Below are 25,436 nucleotides of genomic sequence, written 5' to 3' on the forward strand. Positions count from 1 at the left end.
AAAACCCCGGACAGGTCCGGGGTTTTTGTAGCTTTTTTCAGCGGGCGCCGTGGATCAGCCGTTCTGGCGAATACCGGCCACCAGCCAAGGCTGGTTCTCGCCTTGTGGACGCTCCATGTTCCAGCTTTCGCTGAAGGCTTCGCCCTGGTCGAAACGCGAGTTCTTCGCCACGCCGCTGAAGGTCAGGGTGGCGATGGTCTTGTCGGCGCGATCGTCCAGGCCGTCCAGTTGCACGTGCAGGTTGTCGATGTAGGTGGACTGGAAGCCGTCGCCCTCGCTCGCGCGTTCCTGTCTCAGGAATTGCAGCATCTGCGGGGTCACGAACTCGGCGATCTTGTCCATCTCGTTGGCGTCCCAGTGCTGTTGCAGGGCCATGAAGTGGCTGCGGGCCGCCTCCAGGAAACGCTCCTCGTTGAACCAGGCCGGTGCGTTGATCTCGCGGCGCGGGGCGACGGGGGCGGAACCACCGAAGATCGCGTTCTGCGGCTGCGCCGGTTGCTCGAACGCTTCACGCTGGTACGGCGCGCCGGCCGGAGCCATGTGCTCCTGCTGCTTGCGTCGACGGGCGGCAATGAAACGGAAGATCACGAAGGCGATGATCGCCATGATCAGGATGTCGAAGAACTGCATGCCGTGGAAGCCGCCACCCATGAACAGGGAAGCGAGCAGGCCACCGGCGGCGATGCCGGCCAGCGGGCCCAACCAGCGCGAAGCCCCGCCGGCCTTGGCCGCAGCGCCCGCGGCACCGGCCGCACCGGCGGTCGCGGCTGCACCGCCGACACCGGCCGCACCGGAGGAAGGCGCCATCTGGCTGGTTTGATGGCTGGGTGCCGAACCCATGCTCTTGCCACCGCCGAAGCGTTTGGCGTTCGCGTCGAGGCTCATCGTCAGACCGATGACGAGTGCCAAGGCGATACTGAGAAAACGTTGCATAAGGGTATTCCCGTTTGTGGAGTGCACGCGCGCCATACTGCACAGGTGAAATGTTACTGGCTAGCGCGAGAGTGTTTCCGGCTTTTGCCTGATCCTCCCATGCCCCACCTGAAGGTTTCATGAAAGGCCAATGCGCCGATGCCGTTTGTTTCGTAAGTCGAGTCGATAAACTCTGTGTGAAATGTCCCCGATTAACGTCGGAGGGCCAGCATGACCACGCCGGCGGTAATCAGGCCGATACCGCCCCATTGGCGCAGGTCGAGCTTCTCGCCCAGCAACAGCACGCCGATGATGGCGACGAACACCACGCTGAGCTTGTCCACCGGGGCCACCAGCGAGGCGGGGCCGACCTTCAGTGCGCGGAAGTAGCACAACCACGACGCACCGGTGGCCAGGCCCGACAACAGCAGGAACAGATAGCTCTTGGCGGAAATCGAACTCAATGACTGATATTGGCCCGTTGCGTACAAAATCAAGGCCAGGCTGACCAATACCACGATGGTGCGCAGCAGGGTGGCGAAGTCCGAGTTGACGTTGTCGATGCCGATCTTGGCGAAGATCGCCGTCAGGGCGGCGAACGTCGCCGAGAGCAGGGCCCAGAATGTCCACGTGGAAAAGAAGCTTGAGCCCATGGTGTGTCGCGACCTCGATTGAATGATGGGGAACCGGCGTGACGCCGGGCAGCGCCGGCGACGTTGCCCCGCCAGGCGCGGCAACGCCTGGCGGGGTGACTCAGACCGCTTCCAGCTTGGCGTAGCCGAGCATCAGCCACTTGCTGCCTTCGCTGAAGTTCACCTGGACCCGTGCCTGGGCACCGGCGCCTTCGAAGTTGAGGATCACGCCGTCGCCAAAGATGCTGTGGCGCACGGTCTGGCCGAGGCTGAAGCCGGTGTCCGGGATGTCGCTGCCGCCGAACAGACTGCTGCTCACCTGCGCCTGGGCGCCGCCGAACGGTCGGCTGACGCTGTTGGACAGGCGCACTTCCTGGATCAGCCCTTTCGGCACTTCGCGGACGAAGCGCGACACCTTGTTGTAGGTCTCGCTGCCGTACAGGCGTCGGGTCTCGGCGTAGGTCAGCACCAGGTTCTGCATCGCCCGGGTGATGCCTACGTAGGCCAGCCGGCGTTCTTCCTCGAGGCGGCCGGGTTCTTCCAGGCTCATCTTGTGGGGGAACAGGCCTTCTTCCATGCCCACCAGGAACACGTAGGGGAATTCCAGGCCCTTGGCGCTGTGCAGGGTCATCAGTTGAATGCTGTCTTCGTGCTCGTCGGCCTGGGTGTCGCCGGCCTCCAGTGAGGCGTGGCCGAGGAAGGCGGCCAGCGGCGAGAGCTCGGCGTCCTCTTCGGCCGCCTCGAAGTTGCGGGCGGCGCTGACCAGTTCCTCAAGGTTTTCCACCCGGGCCTGGCCTTTTTCGCCTTTTTCCGCTTCGTGGTAGGCAATCAACCCGGACTGCTCGATCACCACCTGGGTCATCAGGTGCAGTGGCATTTCCCGGGTTTTTGCCGCCAGGTCCTCGATCAGCTCGATAAACGCCCCCAGCGCCCCGGCGGCACGACCCGCCAGGCCCTTGTTGGCGACCAGCTGGCGCATGGCCTCCCACATCGACAGCTCGCTGTGGCGGGCGTGCTCGCGAATGGCCTCGACGGTTTTCTCGCCGATCCCTCGGGCCGGGACGTTGATCACCCGCTCCAGCGCCGCATCGTTGCCTCGGCCTTCCAGCAGGCGCAGGTAGGCCATGGCGTTCTTGATTTCAGCCCGTTCGAAGAAGCGCTGGCCGCCGTAGATGCGGTACGGGATACGTTCGCGCAGCAAGGCTTCTTCGAGCACCCGGGACTGGGCGTTGGAGCGGTACAGGATGGCGATATCGCTGCGGGCCAGGCCGGTTTTCAGGGCGCTTTCGATGGTTTCCACCACGTAGCGCGCTTCATCGTGTTCGTTGAAGGCGGCGTAGAGGTTGATCGCCTCGCCGTCGCCGCCGTCGGTCCACAATTCCTTGCCCAGGCGCCCGGTGTTGTGGGCGATCAGGGCGTTGGCGGCCTTGAGGATGCCGGCCGTGGAGCGGTAGTTCTGCTCCAGGCGGATGGTCTCGGCGTCCGGGAAGTCGGCGGAATACTGGTGGATGTTCTCGATTTTCGCGCCGCGCCAGCCGTAGATCGACTGGTCGTCGTCGCCCACCACCATCAGGCTGTCGCCGCCCTTGGCCAGCAGGCGCAGCCAGGCGTACTGCACGGCGTTGGTGTCCTGGAATTCGTCCACCAGGATGTGCCGGAAGCGCTTCTGGTAGTGCGCCAGCAGGCCCGGATGGTCGCGCCACAGGTCCAGGGCACGCAGCAGCAGCTCGGAGAAGTCGATGACCCCGGCGCGGGCGCAGGCGGCCTCGTAGGCTTCATAGATGCCGCGCATGGTCGCCAGGAACAGGTCGCCGCTGGCCTGGATATGCTGCGGGCGCAGGCCCTCGTCCTTCTGGCCGTTGATGAACCACTGGGCCTGGCGGGCGGGCCAGCGCTGTTCGTCCAGGCCAAGGTCGCGGATCACTCGCTTGACCAGCCGTTGCTGGTCGTCGCTGTCGAGGATCTGGAAGGTCTGGCTCAGGCCGGCCTCCTGCCAGTGCGCTCGCAGCAGACGGTGCGCCAGGCCGTGGAAGGTGCCGACCCACATGCCGGCCGGGCTGATGCCCAGCAACTGCTCGATGCGATGGCGCATCTCGGCAGCGGCCTTGTTGGTGAAGGTCACCGACAGGATCGAATGGGGTGAGGCGTTTTCGACCTGGATCAACCAGGCGATACGGTGCACCAGCACCCGGGTCTTACCCGAGCCGGCACCGGCCAGGACCAACTGACGGCCAACGGGAGCGGCCACGGCCTGGCGTTGGGCGTCGTTGAGGGAATTCAGCAAAAGGGAGAGATCATCGCGCATCGACGCATTCTAGGGTGCGGGGCGTGGCCGGGCAAACCCTAATGCTGCCCAAGGCGACGTGTGCCCTCCGATAAAAAGATGACCTGTGATGACCGGTCAGTCATCGGCTACAGGCGGCGTCGTGTCTCGCTCCGGCTCTATCCAAGGGTTCTGGGTACAAACCAATTCATTACATTTTATGACCCAGGGCAGTTTGGTCCTGCCGGATGCTTGTGTATGCTCCAGCCACGTTTATGGCTCAACCATTATAAGAATACTGCCCATGACCCAGAGCTTTGACGCGCTGAGCCCCTCGATGGAGGCTGGGCGGGTTATCCGCAAGCAATTCGCCACAGAGCTGATGGTCGAGCGCACGCGCCTGCTGTACCAGGGTTCGTTGCTGCCGACTTTATTCATGCTGTTGAACGGTCTGGTCTGCGCCTGGTTGCTCTGGAGCCCGCAGCGCTACCTGCTGGTCAGCATCTGGCTGGTGTGGTTGATGGCGCTGGTGGCCTTGCGCGTCATCCAGGTGGCGGCGTTCGACTCGGCGATGCCCAGCCGGCAGGCCCAGCCGATCTGGCGTCGGATGTTCCTGCTGGGCTCGGCGGTCAGTGGCCTGACCCTGGCCTGCGCCGGCATCGCCCTGGTGCCCACCGACAGTTTCCTCCAACAGGCCTGGGTTTTTGGCCTGATCGGCGCCGCGACCCTCTCCGCCAGCGTGGCCTATGCCGTGAGCATTCCGGCGTTCCTGACCTTTACCTTGCCCTGCCTGCTACCGGCCATCGGCTACTTGTTCTGGGGCGGCGGCGAGCAACAGCAAGGCTGGGGCTGGCTCGGGCTGATCCTGCTGGTGTCGCTGAGCGTGGTGGCCTTGCAGGTCAATCGCCTGATCCAGCGCGGCCTGTTGCGGCGCTTCCAGAACCAGGCGCTGATCGAGAGCCTGCAACAGGCGCACACCCGCAGCGAACAGCTCAACCACGAGCTGGCGCGGGAAATCGAGCAGCGTCGCCGGGCCGAACAGGAACTGCGCGAGGCCCAGGTCGGCCTGGAAAGCCGGGTCGCCCAGCGTAGCCTGGAACTGGACGCGGCGAACCAGGCCCTGAGCAAAAGCGAAACGCGCCTGGCCCTGGCATTGCAAGCCAGTGAGCTGGGGCTGTGGGACTGGAACCTGCAGACCGACGAAGTGCATCACACCCAGCTCAAGGAGCTGTTCGGCCTGGACCCGGAATACGTGACCGCCGTGCTCGGCCACCTCAAGCCGCGCCTGCATCCCGAAGATGTGCCGGCGCTCAAGCGTGCGCTGGTGGAGCATCTGAAGGGCCGTACCGAGGATTACGTGATCGAGTACCGGGTGCGGCATGGCGATGGTCACTGGGTCTGGATCGAGGACCGGGGCAGGGCGGTCGAACGCACCGCCAGCGGTCGTGTGTCGCGCATGGTCGGCACCCGTCGCGATATCAGCGCGCACAAGGAGCAGGAGGCCCAGCGCCAACTGGCCGCCACGGTGTTCGAGGCGGCCAGCGAAGGCATCGTGATTTTCGACCCGCATTACGTCCTGCTGGCGATCAACCAGGCCTTCAGCCGGGTGACCGGTTACCTGCCCGAGGACATGCTCGGGCGCAATGTGGTCGACCTGCCGTGCAGTCGCGATGCCCGGCGCCACTATTCGATCATCCACCAGGCCCTGGAGCAGCACGGCAGTTGGCAGGGTGAACTGGTCGAGGCGCGCAAGAACGGCGAACTGTACCCGCAATGGCTGCAACTGAATGTAGTGCGCGATACGCGGGGAAATGTCAGTCATATCGTGGGCTTCTTCGCCGATCTGTCGGCCAGGCGCGAATCCGAGGAGCGCATGCGCTACCTGACCCACTACGACGAACTGACCGGGTTGGCGAACCGTTCGTTGTTCCGCGAGCGCCTGTACGAGGTCCATCAGCGCGTTCGCCAGGGGGGCCGCAGCCTGGCGTTGCTGCACATCAACCTGGACCGTTTCAAACTGCTCAACGACAGCCTCGGCCATGAAGTGGCCGACCAGTTGTTGCAGCAGATGGCCCGGCGCCTGGTCAACGCCCTGCCGGAAGCCAACACCATCGCCCGCCTGTCCGGGGACGAGTTCGCCGTGTTGTTCGATGCCTACGGCAATCTCTCGAGCCTGGCCCGGGTGGCGACCCGCCTGCTCGGCAAGCTGCGGGTGCCGGTGACCATCGAGGAGCACGAACTGGTGGTCAGCGCGTCCATGGGCATCAGCCTGTTGCCGGACAATGCGCGGGAAATACCGCTGCTGCTCAGCCAGTCGAACATCGCCATGCAGCATGCCAAGCACTTGGGCGGGAACAACTTCCAGTTCTACACCGAGAGCCTGCAAGCCAGCACCCTGGAGCGCTTGCAGCTTGAGAACCAGCTGCGCAAGGCCATCGAAGAGCAGCAACTGAGTGTCTTCTACCAGCCCAAGCTGTGCCTGGCCAGCGGGCGGATGAACGCCGCCGAGGCGCTGGTGCGCTGGGAGCATCCGGTCCTGGGCCAGGTGCCGCCGGGCGACTTCATCGGCCTGGCCGAGGAAACCGGGCTGATCGGACCGATCGGTGAGTTCGTGTTGCGCCAGGCCTGCTGGCAGGCGTGCGAGTGGCAGCGCGAGGGGCTGGCGGCGATCCGGGTGTCGGTGAACCTGTCGGTGCATCAGCTGCGTCAGGGCAAGCTGGTCAGCCTGGTGCGCCAGGTGTTGGAGGAAACCGGCCTGGCTCCGGAGTTGCTGGAGCTCGAACTGACGGAAAGCCAGTTGCTCGACAGTGTCGAGCACATCATCGCCACCTTCCAGCAACTGCGCGACTTGGGGGTGAAGCTGGCCATCGATGACTTCGGTACCGGCTATTCGTCCCTGAGTTACCTCAAGCGCTTCCCGGTGGACTACGTGAAGATCGACCAGAGTTTTATCCGCGGCCTGGGCGAGGGCAGCGAAGACGCGGCGATCACCCGGGCGATCATCGCCATGGCCCACAGCTTGGAACTGAAGGTGGTGGCCGAGGGGGTGGAAAACCAGGAACAACTGGACTTCCTCAAGGCGCAGGGCTGCGATGAGGTGCAGGGCTACCTGATCAGCCGGCCGGTGGCGGCGCAGGAATTGATGCGGCGCCTGCGCGAAGGTTTTCCCTAGATTTCTAAATGGCCAGCTCCGTTGAGGGCGTCTGATGAGCGCTTAGTGAATGGGGTGAGTTTTATTTTTTGGTGGATAGGGTGAGGTATTTATGTGCTATGAAAAACATAATGCCACCTGTTAGCCAGCCTCCGGTAAAGAGGGGAGGGATCAAGAAAGAGGCTAAAAATATAGGGGGGAATAGACCAAACTTAGATAGAGTGTTGGCCATTCTTTCAACAGCATAAGGTGTTGTCGCTATGTATTCTATGAAGCCACTCAACACACCGCAAAAATATCCGATAGCTATTCCGGACAATAATGCTCGGATTGGGCTTGATTCAGATATGGATTTTTGTCGAAATATTAAAAAAAACAAAATCATCAGTGGAAAAGTGATCGCGTAAATTTCCTGGCCCCAATGGTAGTGTATGGTTTTTTTTAGAGTGTCTTTGATTGATAAATGGAACAGCACCAAGGTTAGGGATAATAATGCACAAAATGTCCAGTAGCAGAGTTTATTTGTCATGATCGAGCCTTTAGGATTTCAGTTGGAGGCTTTGCAATTGGATTTGCTGGCATTTTCGCCCAGCGTATTTGGCCAGAATGAGAAATTGACTCCGCATACACCGTTCAAAACCGCTGAGACTGATGCTGCACAGAAAAAATTCATTCCTCCACCTTGCTCAATCGCACGTTCGATAATGATATTATCTTGTTCTTCTGTTGTACCTAATGGGTAGATGTTAACTTTATTGCCGGCCTCTCCCCAGTAATTTCTATAACTGTCCAAATTTGCGTCAGGGCCTTCAAAGAAATCTCCAGATCCACGAGGGAGTTGGCTTGGAGGTACATAACTTCCGGCTGGGTCGTATAGAAACTGGCCTCCGTTAGCGTTGGAGACATGAAGGGCAGAGTGCGGAATTTTACCTTCGACATGTATGACTGTGGTTTCTAGTCCATATTTGTCATACGTGTGTAGCGGGTTACTGTTGGCGTAGTTGTAGGTGTTTATCCCTCCCCATAAACCGATCGGGTCACTCTGCATATACCGTCCGGATTTCGGGTCGTAATCACGGAAATAGTTATAGTGCAGGCGTGTTTCAGTATCGAAATATTGTCCGGGGAAGCGAAGATTCAAGCTGAGAGCACCGTTGGCTTCTCCTATTCCGAAAGCATCCGACTTCCATTGCCACACCCTTTGTTGGCTCGTGTTGGTCGCGAGGCGCGGTGTATTAAGATGGTCGCTGTGCAGGTAGAACGGCGTGCTTTCGATGACGGCGCCTTGGGCGTCGTAATCCATTGTTACGCCACCTAGCGGCAGACTATCGAGCCAGATATAGAATTGGGTTTTTGCTTTTTTACCCTGGCTGTCGAATTGCGTTTCACCTAGCAATTGTCCTGTTGGGCTATAGAGAAAAGTGGTAACGCCTTGAGGTGTGATTTTTTGTGTTCGCTGACCCAGGGCGTTATAGCGGAATTCAGCGAGGTCAAGCTCACCGTTTTTCACGCGACTTAGCCGATTTTGTGCGTCATAAAACATTTGGCGGTCTGCGCGATCTTCGGTCAAGTTACCCACGATGTCTGTCGTGACTGGCTGATCCGCGATATGTGTCAGTCGGTTGCTAGCGGTTTCATACTGATATTCAGTGACCGAGCTATCTTGAGTTTGTCCGTTGGCTGGCGAGATGTGAGCTTTCTCGATTCTATTGTCCCCAGCGTCATAGACGTATTTATTTTGATGGTTGTCGACTTTTTCTTCGGTCAAACGGTCCAAGGCGTCATATTGATAATTCAAGTCACCAAAGATATCGCTTTGGAGGCGGGTAATGTTGCCATTAGCGTCGTAGTGATAGGTGCTTTCCCAGTTCGATACGGTTTGTTTCACCAGTCGATAGTCTTGATCGTAATCACGATTAAGGAGTGTTCCATTTTTCCAGTTCACGCTTGTCAGCGGGCCGAAGGGTAGATAACTAATATGGCTGGCAAAGTCGTCAGGAGGCGTGTTGACTTGTTGGATCTGTACATTATTGACTCGTCCGATGACGTCTCGCTGATAGTGCAAGCTAAGAGGGGCTGGATAGTTAACCTGAGCCAGTTGCCCCATATCGTTGTATCGATAGTAGAGGGTTTCTTGCTGAGCGACTCCGTTTACCATCAGTGTCTGGCGTAGCTCTGTCAGCTTGCCTCGCTCGTCGTAGCTGAACAATAGTTCGCTGTCTGCATTGTTCGCAGCCGTCAAGCGACCAATCCCGTTGTTCCCGTCTTCAGTCATATCGTAGCGGTATTGAGTGTCGAGCTCGGGCTGGCTGGGATAGCGGCGAGCGATCAGGCGATTCAGTGCGTCATACTCGTAGTCCGACACTATTCCCTTGGCGTCCGTCTTTTTTATGACGTTACCGGCGGTGTCATAGACGTAGGTGCTGGTGCCGCTGTCAGGGCTGATAAGTGCTGTCAGATTGCCTAACGCGTCGTATTGGTAGCGAGTTGTCACCTCTCTTGGGTCTTTGACCTGGGTAAGATTGTCTTGAGCATCGTATTCGTATTTGGTTATTCCATTCAGCGCGTTGGTGCTCTGAGCTAGCCGATCGAGAGGGTCGTAAGCTCGGTTATTGCTGTTATTACGAGGGTTTGTGTGGAGGGCAGGATTATCATTCAGATCGTACCGCATGCTGTTCGTTTGGCCAGCGGCGCCCACCGACCGTAAAAGGCGACCTAGTTCGTCATATACCCATTGATGCTGCCTGGTCAGTTTTCCTGTGCTGTCTTTCAGTCGCTGCGCCGTGCGATTACCCATCGGGTCGAGATCGAATTCAATATGCTCATCCATATTGTTGGTGATACGAGTCAGGCGTCTGGCGTCGTCCCATGTGTAGGCCAGCCAGCTGCCATCTCCATGGGTTAGACGGGTGATGTCGCCAACGGCGTTGTATTCAAAGCTGGTGGTGTTACCGGCCGTGCTCGCCGAGGCCAGCCATCCTTGCGCAGAGTAGCTTAGCGTAGTGATCACGCCGTTAGGGTCGGTGACCGTTTGCGGTTTGCCCAAACTGTCGAAGTGAGAGAGGGTGGTGGAATGTCCGAGGGCATTGATCACTCGAACAAGGTGACCTTGGTCGTCGTACTCGTAGCGGGTGATGTCCTCGACGTCGGTACGTGGGCCGTCAGCGGTTTCAATCAGGCCTAATGCGTTGTAGGTGTAAGACCAACTGCGCTCTTCGGTCTGTGCCCATGTTGTGGAGAGATGACCTGACAAATAGAAAGCCAGGAGCCAGGTCCGGAATAATGGTGGATTCATGATCAGATCCTTCTGATTCAGCGTGGGGTTATGGTTTGGCTGAGCGGTCGTCCTTGAGGGTCGTAAGTGTATTGAGTGACTCGATCCGGTTCAGTGACCCGTATGGGAGAGAACAGCGTAGAATGCCAGTCGGTGGAAATTGTTCTGGCGTCAGGTGTGCCGCTGGCTTCTGTTCGGGACGTTTCCAATCCTCGGGTGTTTCGGGTATAAGCGGTTACATTGCCTTTATTGTCCGTTTTCGATTTGAGAAAGCCTTTCTCGTCATAAGCAAAAATCGATTGGCTGTCTGGGCAGTTGGGAGAGGGCTCGCCATCTATAGATTTTATGCGTTTTGTACCGCCGACTAATTCGAATTGGTAGTGTGTTTTTTTGCCGAGCTCGTTGGTAACGGTAGAGGAGCCGTCGTTGTTATAGTCGACGGTGATTTTTTGGGTGCCATTGGCATGTTCGCTGGATATGGCCCGGCTTTGATTGTCGTAAGTCCAGGTGGCATAACGGACGCCACGCTCGTCCTCAATAGCTGTGAGAAGCCGACTGTCATTGGGGTCTTCATAAAAATATTTTCGCGTTTCTGATCGATCAGAATAATTTCGCACTACCGACTTTAGCTGTATATAAGTGTTGTACTCGTAATTAATGTTGATGTTGTCTGTTGTCAGACTCAAAGGTTGTCTTTTGGTATCCTCGGTAAACTTTAGGCTGAAGCCAAAATCGTCTTGGACGTCTATGAAATCTTCGGTGTATTTTAGATGTTGAGAAAAGCCATTTTTCCGAATACTCAGCAGCTTCCCAGTGCTGTCGAAGGTCAGAAATTCATTGTTGGGGGCGCTGTAGGTAAACGTCTCACCTCCTTTGGTTAATCTTCCTACTTCGGGCGGTTTTGGAGTGTAATCTCCAGCTGAATTTTCGAATGTAGATATTCTGCCATCTGCATGAATCACAGCTGTGGTCGACTCTTCTATTACAAGGTGTGACGAATACGAGTGCGTCCAGCGGCCGTGCGCGCTGTTGTAAAATCTAGAAAACTCAATCGAGTCGGGCCGTGCTACAGTCTTGGGCGTGGAAAAGTCTGTTTCTACCTGTATTTTGTAACCTGATGAAAAATTTATAGGGTTTCCTGTTGTGCTTGATGGGCAGGTATCTTCGTTCTGATGATGCTCACATTGTCCGTTAAGGCTGTTATAAAATTTTCCAAGTGGACAGCTGTCTCCATCTCTAACGATGGAAATCTGTGCACTCGTTTCATCTTCGTAGGGAACGGGGGAAATGACGCAGGTCCAGTGCCGTTCATTATCAGCTCTGACCGATAGGTAGTATATGTCATCATAATCATAATAACGATTATACATCCACCTGCACGCTGATTCTGGTGATGTGTATTTGAGGTCCGAGTAGTGGACCAATCTCCAATAGTATTCTTGTGCAGAGAGTTCATAGGATGAAAAGAGGTAGAAAAGAAAAATTGTAAGTTTAAATTTTTTGCTCATAAAATTTTCAATCATCCGTGATTGTGTGGGTTGTATTTAGTTGTAGCTTGATTTTTGTGTGTCTTTCAAGCTTTAAAATATTTGCTAATGTTTAACGTCCGTATATATGGGTCGTGCAGAGCGCGACTGGAGTTAACTTAAGCTTGTTTTTAGGGTGGAGGGATACACAAGAGTCTTGTCAGCAATTTTCCTGTAAGAATCTGTAAACTAATCGCCTTGAGCAGGGGGCACCCTTTACGTACCTGAGGCAGGAGGGGCTTGGCAGTCTTTCTCAGCCGCTACAGGGCTGGTCGTTTGCCAATCAGGGCCTGGATGATGGATTTGCGCGGGCAATCCGCGAATTCTTGTAGTATAACTACAAGACTGCTACATCCCAGGCGTTCGCCCATAACAACGAGTCCAGCCCTTTGAATCTGTTGCAACACATCGCCCAGTCTCGCAACCTGCTGCGCAAGTCGGAGCTCAAGGTCGCCGATCACGTCCTGCTCGATCCAGCGGCGGTGATGCACAGTTCCATGGCCGACCTGGCCCACAGCGTGGGCATCAGCGAGCCGACCATCGTGCGTTTCTGCCGGGCCATCGGGTGCTCGGGCTTCCAGGATCTCAAGCTGAAGCTGGCCCAGAGCCTGGCGGCCGGCGCCAGCTTCGGGCAGTTCGCGATTCACGAAGACGATTCGGTGGCGGACTACAGCCTGAAGATCTTCGACACCACCCTGCACACCCTGATGGACGTGCGCGAGAAGCTCGATCCGGCTGCGCTGCAACGCGCCGTGACCGCCATGTCGGCGGCGCAGCGGGTGGAGTTCTATGGTTTCGGTGCTTCCGGTGCGGTGGCGGCGGACGCCCAGCACAAGTTCTTCCGGCTGTTGCTGACGGCGGCGGCGTATTCCGACCCGCACATGCAGGCGATGTCGGCGGTGACGCTCAAGCCCACCGACGTGGCGATCTGCATTTCCCAGTCGGGCCGCTCCAAGGACCTGCTGATCACCGCCAACCTGGTGCGTGAGAGCGGTGCGACCCTGATCACCCTGTGCCCGAGCCAGACGCCGTTGGCCGAGTTGTCGACGGTGAACCTGGCCATCGATGTGCATGAAGACACGGAGATCTATACGCCGCTGACCTCGCGTATCGCCCACCTGGTGGTGATCGATGTGCTGGCCATGGGCGTGGCCATGGCCCGTGGGCCGAGCCTGGTCAACCACCTCAAGAGCGTCAAGCGCAGCCTGCGCAGTTTGCGGCTGTCGCCCAAGTCGGTAAAAGCCCTGGACGACTGATAGGCAATTTCATCTGCCTGTCACTCACCTGCCGCCAAATCGTAACGCCAGGCGTCCATCTTGAAACTCCCGTATCCACCCTGGGAGACTCGAAATGGCCCGGCACCACGAAGAGCAAAGCAGCGTCAAAACCCGTCGGCAGCAGGAAGATCAGCGCCGCATGGAGTTCCGTCGTGCAATCGAAGACCGCAACGAACTGCGCCAGCTGCAACAGGAAATCGCCGCCCTCAATTACTGGCAGGCAGACCTGGTAAACGACCGTCGAAGCGCTCAGCCAGCCCGCTGATTTGTAACCGTTCACTGCGAATAAACCCCAGGAACGCATGGGCGACCGGTGACAGGCGTTTGTCCTTGGCCTGAACCACGCACCAACTGCGATAGAGCGGCAGTTCTTCCACCGGCAGTTCCCGGAGCACGCCGGTCGCCAGTTCCAGGCTCAGGGCATGGCGCGTCAACAGGGCCAGGCCCAGCCCCGCCACCACGCTCTCGCGCTGGGCTTCGCCCGAAGTCACTTCCAGTGTCTGCGAGAAGTGCACGCGTTTCTCCTTGAAATACTCCTCGCAGGCCATCCGCGTCCCCGACCCCGCCTCACGGATCAACAGCGTATACGGCTCCAGGTCCTGCAAGCGCAGCGGGCCGCCATGGCACAGCGGATGATCGGGGGGCGCCACCGCGACAATCGGGTTGTTCAGGAACGGCAGGAATTCGAGCCCCATGTCCTGCGGCACCATGGACATGATCAGCAGGTCGTCACGGTTGTCCGACAGGCGCCGGATCGCCTGCGCGCGGTTGACCACCGTCAGGTGCAGGTTGACCTCGGGATGCTGGCGCTTGAACGCGGCAAACAGGTGCGGCACGAAATACTTGGCGCTGGATTCCACCGCCAGTTTCAGTTGCCCTTGTAGCGAGCCTTGCATGTCCGAGAGCTGCATATCGAGGTTTTCCAGTCGGCCGAAGATGTCCCGGCTGGCCCGCTGTAACGCTTCAGCCGCTTCGGTCATGTAGAGCTTTTTGCCGACGTAATCGAACAAAGGCTGCCCGATCAGCTCCTCCAACTGACGAATTTGTAGGCTGACGGCCGGTTGTGTGAGAGACATTTCGTCAGCCGCGCGACTGTAGGAACGCAGATCGCAGACTTCGTTGAAGATCTTGAGCTGGCGTAATGTCATACGCATCAAGGACTTACGCATTTTATGAATACTCGTGGGGGCGGCGAACCGTCAAACTATAAGCCTTTGCTTATGAGTGACCCAATAATTATTGATTTTGGTTTATCACTGGGTAGAGCTAGTGTGGACTGCGCGACTGGCTTGAAACATTTAGTCACGCGCCGACCCGTTTTTCCGGTTGCACCCCAAGGGTTGTTTGTTCCAGCGGCTTAGGAATTTCCAAGTGATAAAAAAGATCCTGATCGCCAACCGTGGTGAAATTGCCGTACGAATCGTGCGTGCCTGCGCCGAGATGGGCATTCGCTCGGTCGCGATCTTTTCCGACGCTGACCGCCATGCCCTGCATGTGAAGCGCGCGGATGAGGCCTACAGCATTGGCGCCGAGCCGCTGGCCGGCTACCTGAACCCGCGCAAGCTGGTGAACCTGGCGGTGGAAACCGGTTGCGACGCACTGCACCCCGGTTACGGCTTTCTTTCGGAAAACGCCGAGCTGGCGGACATTTGCGCCGAACGCGGAGTCAAGTTCATCGGCCCGTCGGCGGAAGTGATTCGGCGCATGGGCGACAAGACCGAAGCCCGGCGCAGCATGATCAAGGCCGGCGTGCCGGTCACCCCGGGCACCGAAGGCAACGTCGCGGACATCGCCGAAGCCCTCACCGAAGGTGACCGCATCGGTTACCCGGTGATGCTCAAGGCCACCTCCGGCGGTGGCGGTCGCGGTATCCGTCGCTGCAACAGCCGCGAAGAACTGGAACAGGCCTTCCCACGGGTGATTTCCGAAGCGACCAAGGCCTTCGGTTCGGCGGAAGTCTTCCTGGAAAAATGCATCGTCAATCCCAAGCACATCGAAGCACAGATCCTCGGCGACAGCTTCGGCAACGTGGTGCACCTGTTCGAGCGTGACTGCTCGATCCAGCGCCGCAACCAGAAGCTGATCGAAATCGCCCCCAGCCCCCAGTTGACCCCGGAACAGCGCGCCTATATCGGCGACCTGTCGGTGCGCGCGGCCAAGGCGGTGGGCTACGAGAACGCCGGCACCGTGGAGTTCCTGCTCGCCGAGGGCGAGGTGTACTTCATGGAGATGAACACCCGGGTGCAGGTGGAACACACCATCACCGAAGAAATCACCGGCATCGACATTGTCCGTGAACAGATCCGCATCGCCTCCGGCCTGCCGTTGTCGGTCAAGCAGGAAGACATCATCCATCGCGGTTTTGCCCTGCAGTTCCGGATCAACGCCGAGGACCCGAAGAACAACTTCCTGCCCAGCTTCGGCAAGATCACCCGTTACTACGCCCCCGGCGGTCCCGGCGTGCGCACCGACACGGCGATCTACACCGGCTACACCATTCCGCCGTTCTACGACTCCATGTGCCTGAAGCTGGTGGTCTGGGCGTTGACCTGGGAAGAAGCGATGGACCGTGGCCTGCGCGCCCTGGACGACATGCGCCTGCAAGGCGTGAAGACCACTGCCGCCTATTACCAGGAAATCCTGCGCAATCCGGAATTCCGCAGCGGCCAGTTCAATACCAGCTTCGTTGAAAGCCACCCTGAACTGACCAACTACTCGATCAAGCGCAAACCCGAAGAGCTGGCCCTGGCCATCGCCGCCGCCATCGCCGCCCACGCAGGCCTGTGAGGATTATTACAATGAGCAAGACCGCTTCTGCCAAAAAAATCCACGTTACCGACACGATCCTGCGCGACGCCCATCAATCGCTGCTCGCCACCCGCATGCGCACCGAAGACATGCTGCCGATCTGCGACAAGCTCGACAAGGTCGGCTACTGGTCCCTGGAAGTCTGGGGCGGCGCGACCTTCGACGCCTGCGTGCGCTTCCTCAAGGAAGACCCGTGGGAGCGCCTGCGCCAACTGCGCGCGGCCTTGCCCAACACCCGCCTGCAAATGCTCCTGCGCGGCCAGAACCTGCTGGGCTACCGCCATTACAGCGACGACGTGGTCAAGGCCTTCGTCGCCAAGGCGGCGGTCAACGGTATCGATGTGTTCCGCATCTTCGACGCCATGAACGACGTGCGTAACCTGCGGGTCGCCATCGAAGCGGTGAAGGCGGCGGGCAAGCATGCCCAGGGCACCATCGCCTACACCACCAGCCCGGTGCATACCATCGAGGCGTTCGTGGCCCAGGCCAAGCAGATGGAAGCCATGGGTTGCGACTCGGTGGCGATCAAGGACATGGCCGGCCTGCTGACCCCTTACGCCACCGGCGAACTGGTCAAGGCGCTGAAGGCCGAGCAGTCGCTGCCGGTGTTCATCCACTCCCACGACACCGCAGGACTGGCCGCGATGTGCCAGCTCAAGGCGGTGGAAAACGGCGCCGACCATATCGACACCGCGATCTCCAGCTTCGCCTGGGGCACCAGCCATCCGGGCACCGAGTCGATGGTCGCGGCCCTTAAGGGCAGCGAATTCGACACCGGTCTGGATCTGGAACTGTTGCAGGAAATCGGCCTGTACTTCTACGCCGTGCGCAAGAAGTACCACCAGTTCGAAAGCGAGTTCACTGCGGTCGACACCCGTGTGCAGGTCAACCAGGTGCCGGGCGGGATGATCTCCAACCTCGCCAACCAGTTGAAAGAGCAGGGCGCCCTGAGCCGCATGGGCGAAGTGCTGGCGGAAATTCCACGGGTGCGTGAAGACCTCGGTTTCCCACCGCTGGTGACCCCGACCTCGCAGATCGTCGGCACCCAGGCGTTCTTCAACGTTCTGGCCGGCGAGCGCTACAAGACCATCACCAACGAAGTGAAGCTGTACCTGCAGGGCGGCTACGGCAAGGCGCCGGGCACGGTCAACGAGAAGCTGCGGCGCCAGGCCATCGGCAGCGAGGAAGTGATCGACGTACGTCCGGCCGATCTGATCAAGCCGGAAATGGTCAAGTTGCGCGGTGAGATCGGTGCCTTGGCCAAGTCGGAAGAAGACGTGCTGACCTACGCGATGTTCCCGGATATCGGGCGCAAATTCCTCGAAGAGCGTGAGGCCGGCACCCTGGTCCCTGAAGTGCTGTTGCCGATCCCTGAGGCCGGTGGCGTGCGTTCGGCGGGCGGTGAAGGTGTGCCGACCGAGTTCGTTATCGACGTACACGGTGAAACCTACCGCGTCGACATCACCGGTGTCGGCGTGAAGGCCGAAGGCAAGCGGCACTTCTACCTGTCCATCGACGGCATGCCGGAAGAAGTGGTGTTCGAACCGCTCAACGAATTCGTCAGCGGTGGCAGCAGCAAGCGCAAGCAGGCCAGCGCGCCGGGCCATGTCAGCACCACCATGCCGGGCAATATCGTCGATGTGTTGGTCAAGGAAGGCGACAGCGTGAAAGCCGGCCAGGCCGTGCTGATCACCGAGGCCATGAAAATGGAGACCGAAGTGCAGGCCGCGGTGTCGGGCAAGGTCACGGCCATCCATGTGGCCAAGGGCGACCGGGTCAATCCGGGCGAAATCCTGATCGAGATCGAAGGCTGATCAATAGCCTTCGACTACAAGCGTTTTTCCTCGGGGGAGCATGTGCTCCCCTTTTTTTGATCGGGTTTTGCCCTGAGCAAACTTCGTCTCCCACGAAGCAACCTGCATTTTGTTGCGTGTACTTCCCATTTAACGGGTTATCAATGCATTTTATTGCATCTTTTGGACGGCGAAGGTGAACTGATATGTACTATATTGCAGTTCTGTCGACGATCTTTGCTTATCGCACGCATTAAATTGCAGGTTGACCCATGTACACGCTGACACTCCAAATCTATGCGAACAGGACTTGGCAGGACGCCATGACTCTGGTTTTCGAGGATCCGCAAAAGGGCTTCGAGGGACGTTGCAGGTTTGCCTATAAGCAAAGCTATCTGTTGGATCACTTCGAGGACATGGGCAGTTCGTTCGCCTGTGCTGTCAGTGCAGCCCTTCCGTTGGACTGGGACAGCAGGAATGATCAGAAGGCCCCTGCCTTTGTGCAGGACATTGCTCCTGCCGGGGCGGCCAAGCGATTCCTGATGGCCAGGGTCGGTCGGGAAAAGCCGGATGATGTCAGTGCCGATCTGTTTTTGCTGGGAAGAAGTACTCCGGCACCCATAGGTCACTTGCGTATCAAGGATTCTGTGGAAGTACACGATGACCGTGAGCCCATGGGGTTTTCCCGGGCGGACGTGGTAAGTCGTGACAGTCGATTTCTCGAATACGCCTATGAGCAAGGCGCGGCGATTGGCGGGGCTACGGGAGCCGGTGGAGAAGCGCCGAAGTTGCTGATGAGCGAAGATCGCGCGGGACTGTTATACCCGGATGCTGTGCTTGACGATGCCGACGTCGCACGTCATTGGTTCGTGAAGTTTGCCCGGAACAAGTCTACGCAGACCGACCAAGACATTCTCAGAAGCGAGTATCACTACTACAAAGCCCTGCAGGCGTTGGGTATCGAAACCGTATCGGCGGAAGGCCTGGCGTTGGAGGAAGCCAACAGGCCGAGCCTCTGGATGCGCCGTTTTGATCGTAACGTCACCGCACAGGGGGTTGAGCGCTTTGCTGTGGAGTCGATGTATTCGCTGGCTGGAGTCACTATCCCCGGCAGTTATATGGACCATCTGGAAGTGATCACGCTTCTTGCGAGCCTTTGGCGTCAGGCAGGCCAGCAGGATCAGGTAGCGGATCTGGTGGCGGATTATCTGCGGCGCGATCTGCTCAACAAGATTCTGGGCAACTCCGACAATCACGGGCGAAACACATCGATCATCCGCGACAAGGCGGCATTTCGTCTGGCACCTATTTATGACCTGGCGCCGATGGTCATGGATGACGAGGGCGTGACACGCAGCACCAAGTGGTCAAGAGACATTGAAAGGGGAGGCGAGGTGGATTGGCGTAAGGCCTGCGATGCGCTGGCAGGTATCGTCGATCCGCAGATGGCTTTTGAACGGCTTCGGGCAGACGCCAGTCATTTGTTGGCGTTGCCCGATATTCTGGTCGATGGCGGTTTGCCGACAGTCACCTTGAACCATCCGCTGATCGCCTTGAAAAGGCTTGAGCAGCGTATGCAGGACTGGGGGCTGAAATGACTCTCAGCCTTGAAGTCCGTGCGTTGCTGATTCAAGCCATTCAGGACGACCTTGCCCAAGGTGTGATCGGTATTGGCGCTGCGGTCAGGCGCTTGCGTGTCGAGGTTACCGGCTTACACCAGACTCAATTTGCACGGATGTGCAGGATTTCGGTACGGACCCTTGTTTATATCGAGCACGAGGAGGGTAATCCGACGCTCAATTCGTTGAACTCGGTGTTCAAACCCTTCGGGCTGCAGATGGGCGTGGTGCGACTTCGCAAGACTGCAGGCTGATGGGCTCGCGTCGCCTTTTGTGGCAAGGCCCGTTCTTGCAAGACGGACGGGCCGGACAGCCGAAGTCTGGTTAAAAGGTCAGCCTCCAGTGACCCATGACCCCATGATTGCGCTGGTTGCTGCTGACTTCTCCGCTGTAGCCGACGCCGAGGTTCTGGCTGGGCGACAGCTTCAGGTCAAGGCCGGCTTCCAGCAACAGGCTGTCGCGGTCCAGGGCAGCGCCCTGGACCTTGAAGGTGCGATCGCTCACCGTGAATTTCTGCCGGGTCGTGCTGCCAACGTCGCCATACAGGTGCTTCCAGCCAGCACTCAGGTGTGGGGTCAGGCTCATTTTATTGTCGAAGGTGGTGACGCTGCTCGCGCGCACGCCGAAGGTGCTGTTGAGGTTGCCGTGGGTCTGGCTGCCGACGGCCAGGGCCGCTTCGCCGCCGCGCTCGGTGAAGGTGTCGCGGTGATAACGTTCGTAGCCGAGGCCGGTGAAAGGTTCGACACGCAGGTCGGCACCCCCGAAGCTGTAGCCGACTTCGGCGAACGCTTGTTGGCTGTTGGCGTCGTAATCGCCTTTGAAACGATCACGGTAGCCGTTGAACGCCACACTGCGTCCGGTCTTGCCTGAATGGCTGCTGTACACCGCGCCGAGCCGCAGGGCCAGCGGGCCACTTTGGCGCAGGGCGTAGACACCGGCGTGCCAGCTGTCGAGGTCGCCGGTGAAACGTTGGCCCTTGAAGTCCGATTGCGATTGGCCGCCGAGCACGCCGAGGCGCCATTCGCTGTCGAGCGCCCAGTCGGCACCCAGCACCAGGCCCCGGGTGCTTTGTCGCAGCCCATGGTTGCCATGAGTGCTGTCGAATCTGGCGGAGTTGCCCAGGCCTTGAACCCAGAGCCGGCTGTGGTCGCCGTTCATGACCTGAACCTTGTCGCCTTGGTCGGGCTGGCCCTCTGTTTGTCGCATGACCGTGAGCAGGCTGCTGCCGACCTGTCGGGAACCGCTGAGCGTTGCGTTGCGTAACTGGGCGGTGCTGCCGCCTGAAAGCTGGTCGAGCGCCTGTCCCGCCTCGACGGCGCTGATGTAGAGCGCGGCATGGCGCAGCGGTGAGTTCGGGGACGGTTGCGGCATGGGCTCGTCGGACAGCTCGGTGCCTTGGTCTTCCTCGGCTATCAGCTCCAGGGTAATGGCCGGCGCGGAAGTGACCGGTTCTGGCGGTGTAACAGCGGGCACGGAGGCGATTGGCTCTGGCGGTCTAACCGGTGTGGGTGCCGGGACAGGCGAACTCGGACTTATCCAGGGATCCAAGGCTTCCCCAGCGTTATGACCGTTGCTGGTATTCCCCAGATCCCCCAGATTGACGTCATTGCGTGTGTAGGTGAGGCCCACCTGTGTCGGGCTGTAGTGGGCGGTGGCGGTCAGTAGCGCCAGGTTGGTGCGGATGCTGGCGAAGCGGCCTTCCAGCTTGCCGGCTTTAATGACCGTGTGCTGGCGGTTCGATGGGACATCGCCCTGTACCTTCAGCAACAGGGCGCCATCGAGATGGGCGGTGCCGCCGACCTCGACAGTGGCGCTGTTGTCATCGACGTCGATGCCATAGGCAAGGGTCGCGCCGGGATCCAGGGTCAGATGCTCCTTGATCTTGGCGGCGCCCTGCTGAGGATCGACCTCGAGGGTTCCCGCCACCCGCAGATGCCCGACGCTTCCGCCGCCGCCATAGGTCGCCCCGTCGTTGACCCGTGCGGCCCCAAGAATGCTGCCCTGGTTGATCAGATGGGCCCGGGCCAGCACTTCGGCACCCGTGCTGAAGTCGTCCTGGCTGGTGAGTGTCCAGGTGCCCTGTTTGACCAGCAGCCGTTCGAAGTGTCGGCTGTTACCGAAGCTGCCGCCCAGGGTGTCATCGAAGATCACCTGATCGTCGTTGGCCTTGAGCGGTGTGTCGGGGTCGAAGCCCAGTTGAAATTGTTCCTGGTAATCGTCAGTGGTCCCGCCATCTACCCGACCGATAAAGCGGCTGCCGTTTTTCACGATCAGGGTATCGCTTCCACCGCCCAGGTTCAGGGCCAGGCCATTGCCGCCGCCGATCAAGCCGTTGTTGCTCAGCGTATCGTCGAACTGGCCGAACAGACTGACGCCAAAACCTTCGACGCCACGGATGGAACCGCGATTTTCCAACTGTAGCGGGTCTGTCCGCTGGTCGGCGAAAAGGCCATTGTGCTGCCCCTCGATAACCCCGCCCTCATGGTTGGTGAGGCGTCCGCCGTTCAGGCGCACACCTTCACTGCTATGACGCGGATTGGCGCTGTCACCGCCGGATGCATGGCCTTGTTCGAAACCATTGGCCCCGCTGCCCGTGATTCGGCCGTAGTTGTCGATCTGGATGCTACCCCGGACCTGCAGCCCGTCGGCATCGCTGTTCGCGGAGGTCGTGGTGCCCATCACGGTGCCACGGTTGATCAGAAGCGGAGTGCCTTCGATGTGCAGCCCCGTACCGTCCTGTGCGAGCACCTGCGCCAGGGGGAAAATTTCGAGTCCCGCACTGAAATTGTCTTGCCCGGTCAGGGACCAGGTCCCTTTCCGCACCTCAAGTCGTTCGAAGTTGCGGCTCTGGCCAAAGTCAAAGTGGCCGCCGTCGGGGCTGTCGAGGCGAATCACGTCATCACCCGTGTTGCCGTCGACGATACCCTCGAAGCGGCTGTTCCTCTGCACGATCAGGATGTCGTTACCGCCGCCGAGGTCGAGGGCATAACCGTTGCCGCCATGGATCAGCCCGTTGTCGGTCACCCGGTCGGCCTGCTCGCCGATAAAGCGCACGCCAAAGCCCTTCTGGCCGCGAATGGTGCCGTGGTTTTCCAGGAAGGTGGGTCGTTGCGACGGATCATTGTTGCCGTCACTCGCCTGGATACCATGATCCGCGCCGCTGATGGTGCCTTTGGCGTCTTGGAAGATCGTGCCGCCGCCTAGGGCGATACCTTCGCTGGTATAGGCGCCGCCGTATTGATCAACCCCCCGGCTGCCTTTGCCGACAATCTCGCCGACGTTGTAAATCTCCGCATGTGCGCTGATCCGTATGCCATCGCCGTCGGTATCCAGGGTGCTTGCATCACCCGTGAGTTTGGCTGAGTTGGTGACCTTGCCGTTGCCCTCGGAATGGAATCCCGCGCCGTTGAGCCCGTTCACCTGGCCGCGGTTCGTCAGCTCTCCCTCGTGTCGGGTGCTGACGCCGTGACGTCCGCCCGAGAGGGTGCCAACATTGAGCAGGGTGATATCGGAGCGCCCCAGGTCTATGCCGTCATGACGTTCGCTGCTGATTTTCCCGTCGTTGGTGATGTGTCCCGTGACGTGCCCCCTGACCTTGATGGCGCTTCCGGTAGTTGCATGAATTTCGCCGTCACGTTGATTGGTGTAGTCGATTGACGGATCGCTCAGCAAGACCGTATGGCCTTTCTCGGCGTGCAGGCTGCTAACGTTCCCTTGTTGTTGAGGGGCTGAGGACGTGGGGCTGGCTTGTGTGTCGCGCAAGACGACAGTCGTGAGTGCCAGCGTGACCGCGAGTGCTAGACGATGAGGGGTAGGGGACATGGGTTTTCCGGCCTCGGATTGATTCGAGACCGGAAATGTATCTATGTATTTAATCGATAAATGTCGGCCTTTTTACCTCCGATAGGCGGGATAAGTCCTTAGGTTCAAGGGATTAAAAACTCATCTTCCACTGCCCCATGACGCCATGGGTCCGGCTGCTATTGCCCACTTCACCGTTGTAGGCTACGCCGATGGAATGCCGGGCCGACAGGTTCAGATCCAGCCCGGCTTCGACCACCAGGGTGTCGCGGTCCTGGGTGATCCCCTTGGTGTTGAAGATGTCGCCGGTGACCTGGTTGGACTGGGTGCTGGTGCTGTCGACCGAACCGTACAGGTGTTTCCAGCCCGCGCTCAGGCGCGGGGCCAGGCTCATCTTGTTGTCCATATGCTTGATGCTGGCGGTGCGCAGGCCCAGGGTGGTGCTGAAGTTGCTCTGGGTCTGGGCGTCGGCCTTCAGGGCGGCCTCACCGCCTTTTTCCGTATAACCCTGGCGCGAGTAGCGCTGGTAGCCGAGGCTGGCAAAAGGCTCGGCGCTCAGGCTGCCGCTGCCCAGGTTGTAGCCGAGTTCGGCGAAGGCCTGCTGGCTGTTGGCGCTGTGGTTGCCGGTGAGACGGTCCTTGTAACCGCTGAACTCCACGTTGCGTTCGGTCTTGCCATAATGCTGGCTGTGGATCGCGCCAAGGCGCAGGGCCACCGGCCCGCTCTGGTGCAGGGCGTAGGTGCCGACATGCCAGCTGTCCAGGCCGCCTTCGAAGCGGTTGCCTTTGTGCTTGGATTGCGACTTGCCGCCCAGCAGGCCCATGCGCCATTCATTGTCCAGGGCCCAGTCGACGCCCATCACCAGGCCGCGGGTGTTCTGTTCGAAGGCCTTCTGTCCGGCCGGTTGATCGAAGGCGCTGGCGTTGTTCAGGGCCTGTACCCACAGGCGGCTTTCATTGGGCTTGATCTCCGAGCGCCCCGACAGCGACACCTGGCCGGGCGCGCCGTTTTGCCCGGCGAGCAGGCGTTGCGTGGGGTCGTTGCCGAGCTGGCGCATGGCCGCGAGGGCGCTGTTGCCCACTTGGCTGGCACCGCTGAGGGTGGCGGCACCCAGGTTGGCGTTGCCCGCGCCGGAAAGCTGCGCTCGGGCGTCTCTTTTTGCACTCGGGCCCAGGTTTTTCAGGGCCGTGAGCAGCGGGGAGGGTTTTGGGATTGGCTGGCCGACATTACCGCCCTGGCCGCCCTTTGGATCATCCTGCTGGGGCTGGTTTATGGCTTGAGCGTTAACAAGCTTTTGTTCCAGTTGGGCATTGCTCTCCCTCATTTCTTGGCGGAAGGCTTGGTTCTCGGCCTCTCTTCTTTGATTATCGGCCTCTATTCTTTGGATATCGCTGGCGTTGGTTTTGGTCGCAGCCGTGTTGGTTGCGATGTCGCTGGCGTTGGTTTTGGTCGCAGCCGTGTTGGTTGCGATGTTGCTGGCATTGGTTTGGATAGCAGCCGTGTTGGTTGCGATGTCGCTGGTGTTGGCTTTGGTCGCGGCCGTGTTGGTTGCGATGTCGCTGGCGTTGGTTTTGGTCGCGGCCGTATTGGTTGCGATGTTGCTGGCGTTGGTTTGGATAGCAGCCGTGTTGGTTGCGATGTCGCTGGTGTTGGCTTTGGTCGCGGCCGTATTGGTTGCGATGTTGCTGGCGTTGGTTTTGGTCGCGGCCGTGTTGGTTGCGATGCTGCTGGCGTTGGTTTTGGTCGCAGTCGTGTTGGTTGCGATGTCGCTGGCGTTGGCTTTGGTCGCGGCCGTATTGGTTGCGATGTTGCTGGCGTTGGTTTGGGTAGCAGCCGTGTTGGTTGCGATGCCACCGGCGTTGGTTTTGATCGCGTTAGTGTTGGCAGTGATCCTGATTTCGTGGTCAGCGATGTTGCTGGTGTTGGTTTGGTGAGCGGCCGTGTTGGCGGCGATGTTGTTCCGATTGGTTTCGACAATACCGGTGCTCGTGACGGTAGGCCGGGGCTCCGGTGTCACCTGAGCGCGCGGTGGCTGTTGACCGGGAGCAATGGGAACATTCCATACAGTGCCGCCCTCTGGGGTTGTTCCGACATAGGTAGCATTCGGGTCGATAGGCCGGCTGTATATTGGCGTTTGTGGATAGGCTTGTGCCTGTTGACCGGCAATAACGCTGGACGCCAGTGCGACTGATATGGCGAGTCGATGAAGGGTTGTTGGCATGGAATTTCGACCTCCTGGAAAATTGAGGCCGAAATGTATCTATCCATGTAATCGATAAATGTCGGGCTTTTTACCCGTTTTTTGCGAGATATGTCGCTGGTTTAGCGACGATTAGAGACGTCTTTGTGACTGCGTGGTCTTACGGTGGCCGAGGCGTCA

The 25,436-nt window shown here is 59.1% G+C and carries 16 protein-coding genes; 7 read left to right on the plus strand and 9 right to left on the minus strand.

Annotated features, from left to right (window positions below; translation table 11 throughout):
• Positions 1 to 54: 54 nt before the first annotated feature.
• The 3 genes from NUH87_RS17465 to uvrD form a co-directional block, all read right to left on the minus strand.
• Positions 55 to 933, minus strand: a complete 879-nt coding sequence (locus tag NUH87_RS17465; protein WP_338522026.1) for a Tim44 domain-containing protein — start codon at positions 931 to 933, stop codon at positions 55 to 57.
• Between the two features lie 191 nt (positions 934 to 1,124).
• Positions 1,125 to 1,565: an EamA family transporter gene (locus NUH87_RS17470; RefSeq protein ID WP_040071812.1), complete on the minus strand. Its 441-nt coding sequence runs from the start codon at positions 1,563 to 1,565 to the stop codon at positions 1,125 to 1,127.
• A gap of 100 nt (positions 1,566 to 1,665) precedes the next feature.
• The gene (gene uvrD, locus NUH87_RS17475) at positions 1,666 to 3,849 is read right to left on the minus strand and encodes a DNA helicase II (RefSeq protein ID WP_338522027.1); all 2,184 of its coding nucleotides are present in this window, start codon (positions 3,847 to 3,849) and stop codon (positions 1,666 to 1,668) included.
• Positions 3,850 to 4,111: 262 nt separating this feature from the next.
• Here uvrD and NUH87_RS17480 point away from each other — a divergent pair, with 262 nt between their 5' ends.
• A complete protein-coding gene (locus NUH87_RS17480) occupies positions 4,112 to 6,979 on the plus strand; it encodes a putative bifunctional diguanylate cyclase/phosphodiesterase (protein WP_338522028.1) in 2,868 nt (955 codons plus the stop codon).
• Between the two features lie 61 nt (positions 6,980 to 7,040).
• On the opposite strand, the gene NUH87_RS17485 is transcribed toward NUH87_RS17480, so the two are convergent.
• Genes NUH87_RS17485 through NUH87_RS17495 form a run of 3 tightly spaced genes read right to left on the minus strand, consistent with a single transcriptional unit; the run spans position 7,041 to position 11,740 of the window.
• The gene (locus tag NUH87_RS17485) at positions 7,041 to 7,487 is read right to left on the minus strand and encodes a hypothetical protein (protein WP_338522029.1); all 447 of its coding nucleotides are present in this window, start codon (positions 7,485 to 7,487) and stop codon (positions 7,041 to 7,043) included.
• Positions 7,488 to 7,505: 18 nt separating this feature from the next.
• The gene (locus tag NUH87_RS17490) at positions 7,506 to 10,253 is read right to left on the minus strand and encodes an RHS repeat-associated core domain-containing protein (RefSeq protein ID WP_338522030.1); all 2,748 of its coding nucleotides are present in this window, start codon (positions 10,251 to 10,253) and stop codon (positions 7,506 to 7,508) included.
• A 17-nt stretch (positions 10,254 to 10,270) separates the two neighbouring features.
• Positions 10,271 to 11,740 (minus strand): DUF6531 domain-containing protein, encoded by a 1,470-nt coding sequence (locus NUH87_RS17495; protein ID WP_338522031.1) that lies wholly within the window; start codon positions 11,738 to 11,740, stop codon positions 10,271 to 10,273.
• A 407-nt stretch (positions 11,741 to 12,147) separates the two neighbouring features.
• Here NUH87_RS17495 and hexR point away from each other — a divergent pair, with 407 nt between their 5' ends.
• A complete protein-coding gene (gene hexR, locus NUH87_RS17500; protein WP_040071809.1) occupies positions 12,148 to 13,014 on the plus strand; it encodes a transcriptional regulator HexR in 867 nt (288 codons plus the stop codon).
• A 94-nt stretch (positions 13,015 to 13,108) separates the two neighbouring features.
• Positions 13,109 to 13,300, plus strand: a complete 192-nt coding sequence (locus NUH87_RS17505) for a PA3496 family putative envelope integrity protein (protein ID WP_338522032.1) — start codon at positions 13,109 to 13,111, stop codon at positions 13,298 to 13,300.
• Here the strand turns inward: NUH87_RS17505 and NUH87_RS17510 are convergent.
• Complete coding sequence (locus tag NUH87_RS17510; RefSeq protein WP_338522033.1) at positions 13,242 to 14,204, minus strand: LysR family transcriptional regulator; 963 nt, start codon at positions 14,202 to 14,204, stop codon at positions 13,242 to 13,244. The two genes, NUH87_RS17505 and NUH87_RS17510, sit on opposite strands and share 59 nt — an antisense overlap.
• 202 nt (positions 14,205 to 14,406) lie before the next feature.
• On the opposite strand from NUH87_RS17510, the gene NUH87_RS17515 reads away from it, so the two are divergent.
• From NUH87_RS17515 to NUH87_RS17530, 4 genes are all read left to right on the plus strand, one after another.
• Positions 14,407 to 15,822, plus strand: coding sequence for an acetyl-CoA carboxylase biotin carboxylase subunit (locus tag NUH87_RS17515; protein WP_338522034.1), 1,416 nt, complete (start codon positions 14,407 to 14,409; stop codon positions 15,820 to 15,822).
• Positions 15,823 to 15,833: 11 nt separating this feature from the next.
• On the plus strand, positions 15,834 to 17,657 hold the full coding sequence (gene oadA, locus NUH87_RS17520; protein ID WP_338522035.1) for a sodium-extruding oxaloacetate decarboxylase subunit alpha: 1,824 nt from the start codon (positions 15,834 to 15,836) through the stop codon (positions 17,655 to 17,657).
• A gap of 251 nt (positions 17,658 to 17,908) precedes the next feature.
• Entirely contained in the window at positions 17,909 to 19,234 is a 1,326-nt protein-coding gene (locus NUH87_RS17525; RefSeq protein ID WP_338522036.1) for a type II toxin-antitoxin system HipA family toxin, read from the plus strand.
• Positions 19,231 to 19,509, plus strand: coding sequence for a helix-turn-helix transcriptional regulator (locus NUH87_RS17530; RefSeq protein ID WP_338522037.1), 279 nt, complete (start codon positions 19,231 to 19,233; stop codon positions 19,507 to 19,509). The genes NUH87_RS17525 and NUH87_RS17530 overlap by 4 nt, the downstream gene beginning before the upstream one ends.
• 70 nt (positions 19,510 to 19,579) lie before the next feature.
• Here NUH87_RS17530 and NUH87_RS17535 read toward each other — a convergent pair whose 3' ends face one another.
• Together NUH87_RS17535 and NUH87_RS17540 are read right to left on the minus strand one after the other, a co-directional pair.
• Entirely contained in the window at positions 19,580 to 23,077 is a 3,498-nt protein-coding gene (locus NUH87_RS17535; protein ID WP_338522038.1) for an autotransporter domain-containing protein, read from the minus strand.
• A gap of 112 nt (positions 23,078 to 23,189) precedes the next feature.
• Positions 23,190 to 25,277 carry an autotransporter domain-containing protein gene (locus NUH87_RS17540; RefSeq protein ID WP_338522039.1) on the minus strand — a complete coding sequence of 696 codons (2,088 nt, stop codon included), beginning with the start codon at positions 25,275 to 25,277 and terminating at the stop codon, positions 23,190 to 23,192.
• Between the last annotated feature and the right edge of the window lie 159 nt (positions 25,278 to 25,436).

Source organism: Pseudomonas batumici, from assembly GCF_036585405.1.
Taxonomy (GTDB): Bacteria; Pseudomonadota; Gammaproteobacteria; order Pseudomonadales; family Pseudomonadaceae; genus Aquipseudomonas; species Aquipseudomonas batumici.

Coding starts and splice junctions, on each gene's coding strand:
- NUH87_RS17465 (WP_338522026.1), bottom strand. CDS start 933: ATGCAACGTTTTCTCAGTATCGCCTTGGCACTCGTCATCGGTCTGACG.
- NUH87_RS17470 (WP_040071812.1), bottom strand. CDS start 1,565: ATGGGCTCAAGCTTCTTTTCCACGTGGACATTCTGGGCCCTGCTCTCG.
- uvrD (WP_338522027.1), bottom strand. CDS start 3,849: ATGCGCGATGATCTCTCCCTTTTGCTGAATTCCCTCAACGACGCCCAA.
- NUH87_RS17480 (WP_338522028.1), top strand. CDS start 4,112: ATGACCCAGAGCTTTGACGCGCTGAGCCCCTCGATGGAGGCTGGGCGG.
- NUH87_RS17485 (WP_338522029.1), bottom strand. CDS start 7,487: ATGACAAATAAACTCTGCTACTGGACATTTTGTGCATTATTATCCCTA.
- NUH87_RS17490 (WP_338522030.1), bottom strand. CDS start 10,253: ATGAATCCACCATTATTCCGGACCTGGCTCCTGGCTTTCTATTTGTCA.
- NUH87_RS17495 (WP_338522031.1), bottom strand. CDS start 11,740: ATGAGCAAAAAATTTAAACTTACAATTTTTCTTTTCTACCTCTTTTCA.
- NUH87_RS17505 (WP_338522032.1), top strand. CDS start 13,109: ATGGCCCGGCACCACGAAGAGCAAAGCAGCGTCAAAACCCGTCGGCAG.
- NUH87_RS17510 (WP_338522033.1), bottom strand. CDS start 14,204: ATGCGTAAGTCCTTGATGCGTATGACATTACGCCAGCTCAAGATCTTC.
- oadA (WP_338522035.1), top strand. CDS start 15,834: ATGAGCAAGACCGCTTCTGCCAAAAAAATCCACGTTACCGACACGATC.
- NUH87_RS17525 (WP_338522036.1), top strand. CDS start 17,909: ATGTACACGCTGACACTCCAAATCTATGCGAACAGGACTTGGCAGGAC.
- NUH87_RS17530 (WP_338522037.1), top strand. CDS start 19,231: ATGACTCTCAGCCTTGAAGTCCGTGCGTTGCTGATTCAAGCCATTCAG.
- NUH87_RS17535 (WP_338522038.1), bottom strand. CDS start 23,077: ATGTCCCCTACCCCTCATCGTCTAGCACTCGCGGTCACGCTGGCACTC.
- NUH87_RS17540 (WP_338522039.1), bottom strand. CDS start 25,277: ATGCCAACAACCCTTCATCGACTCGCCATATCAGTCGCACTGGCGTCC.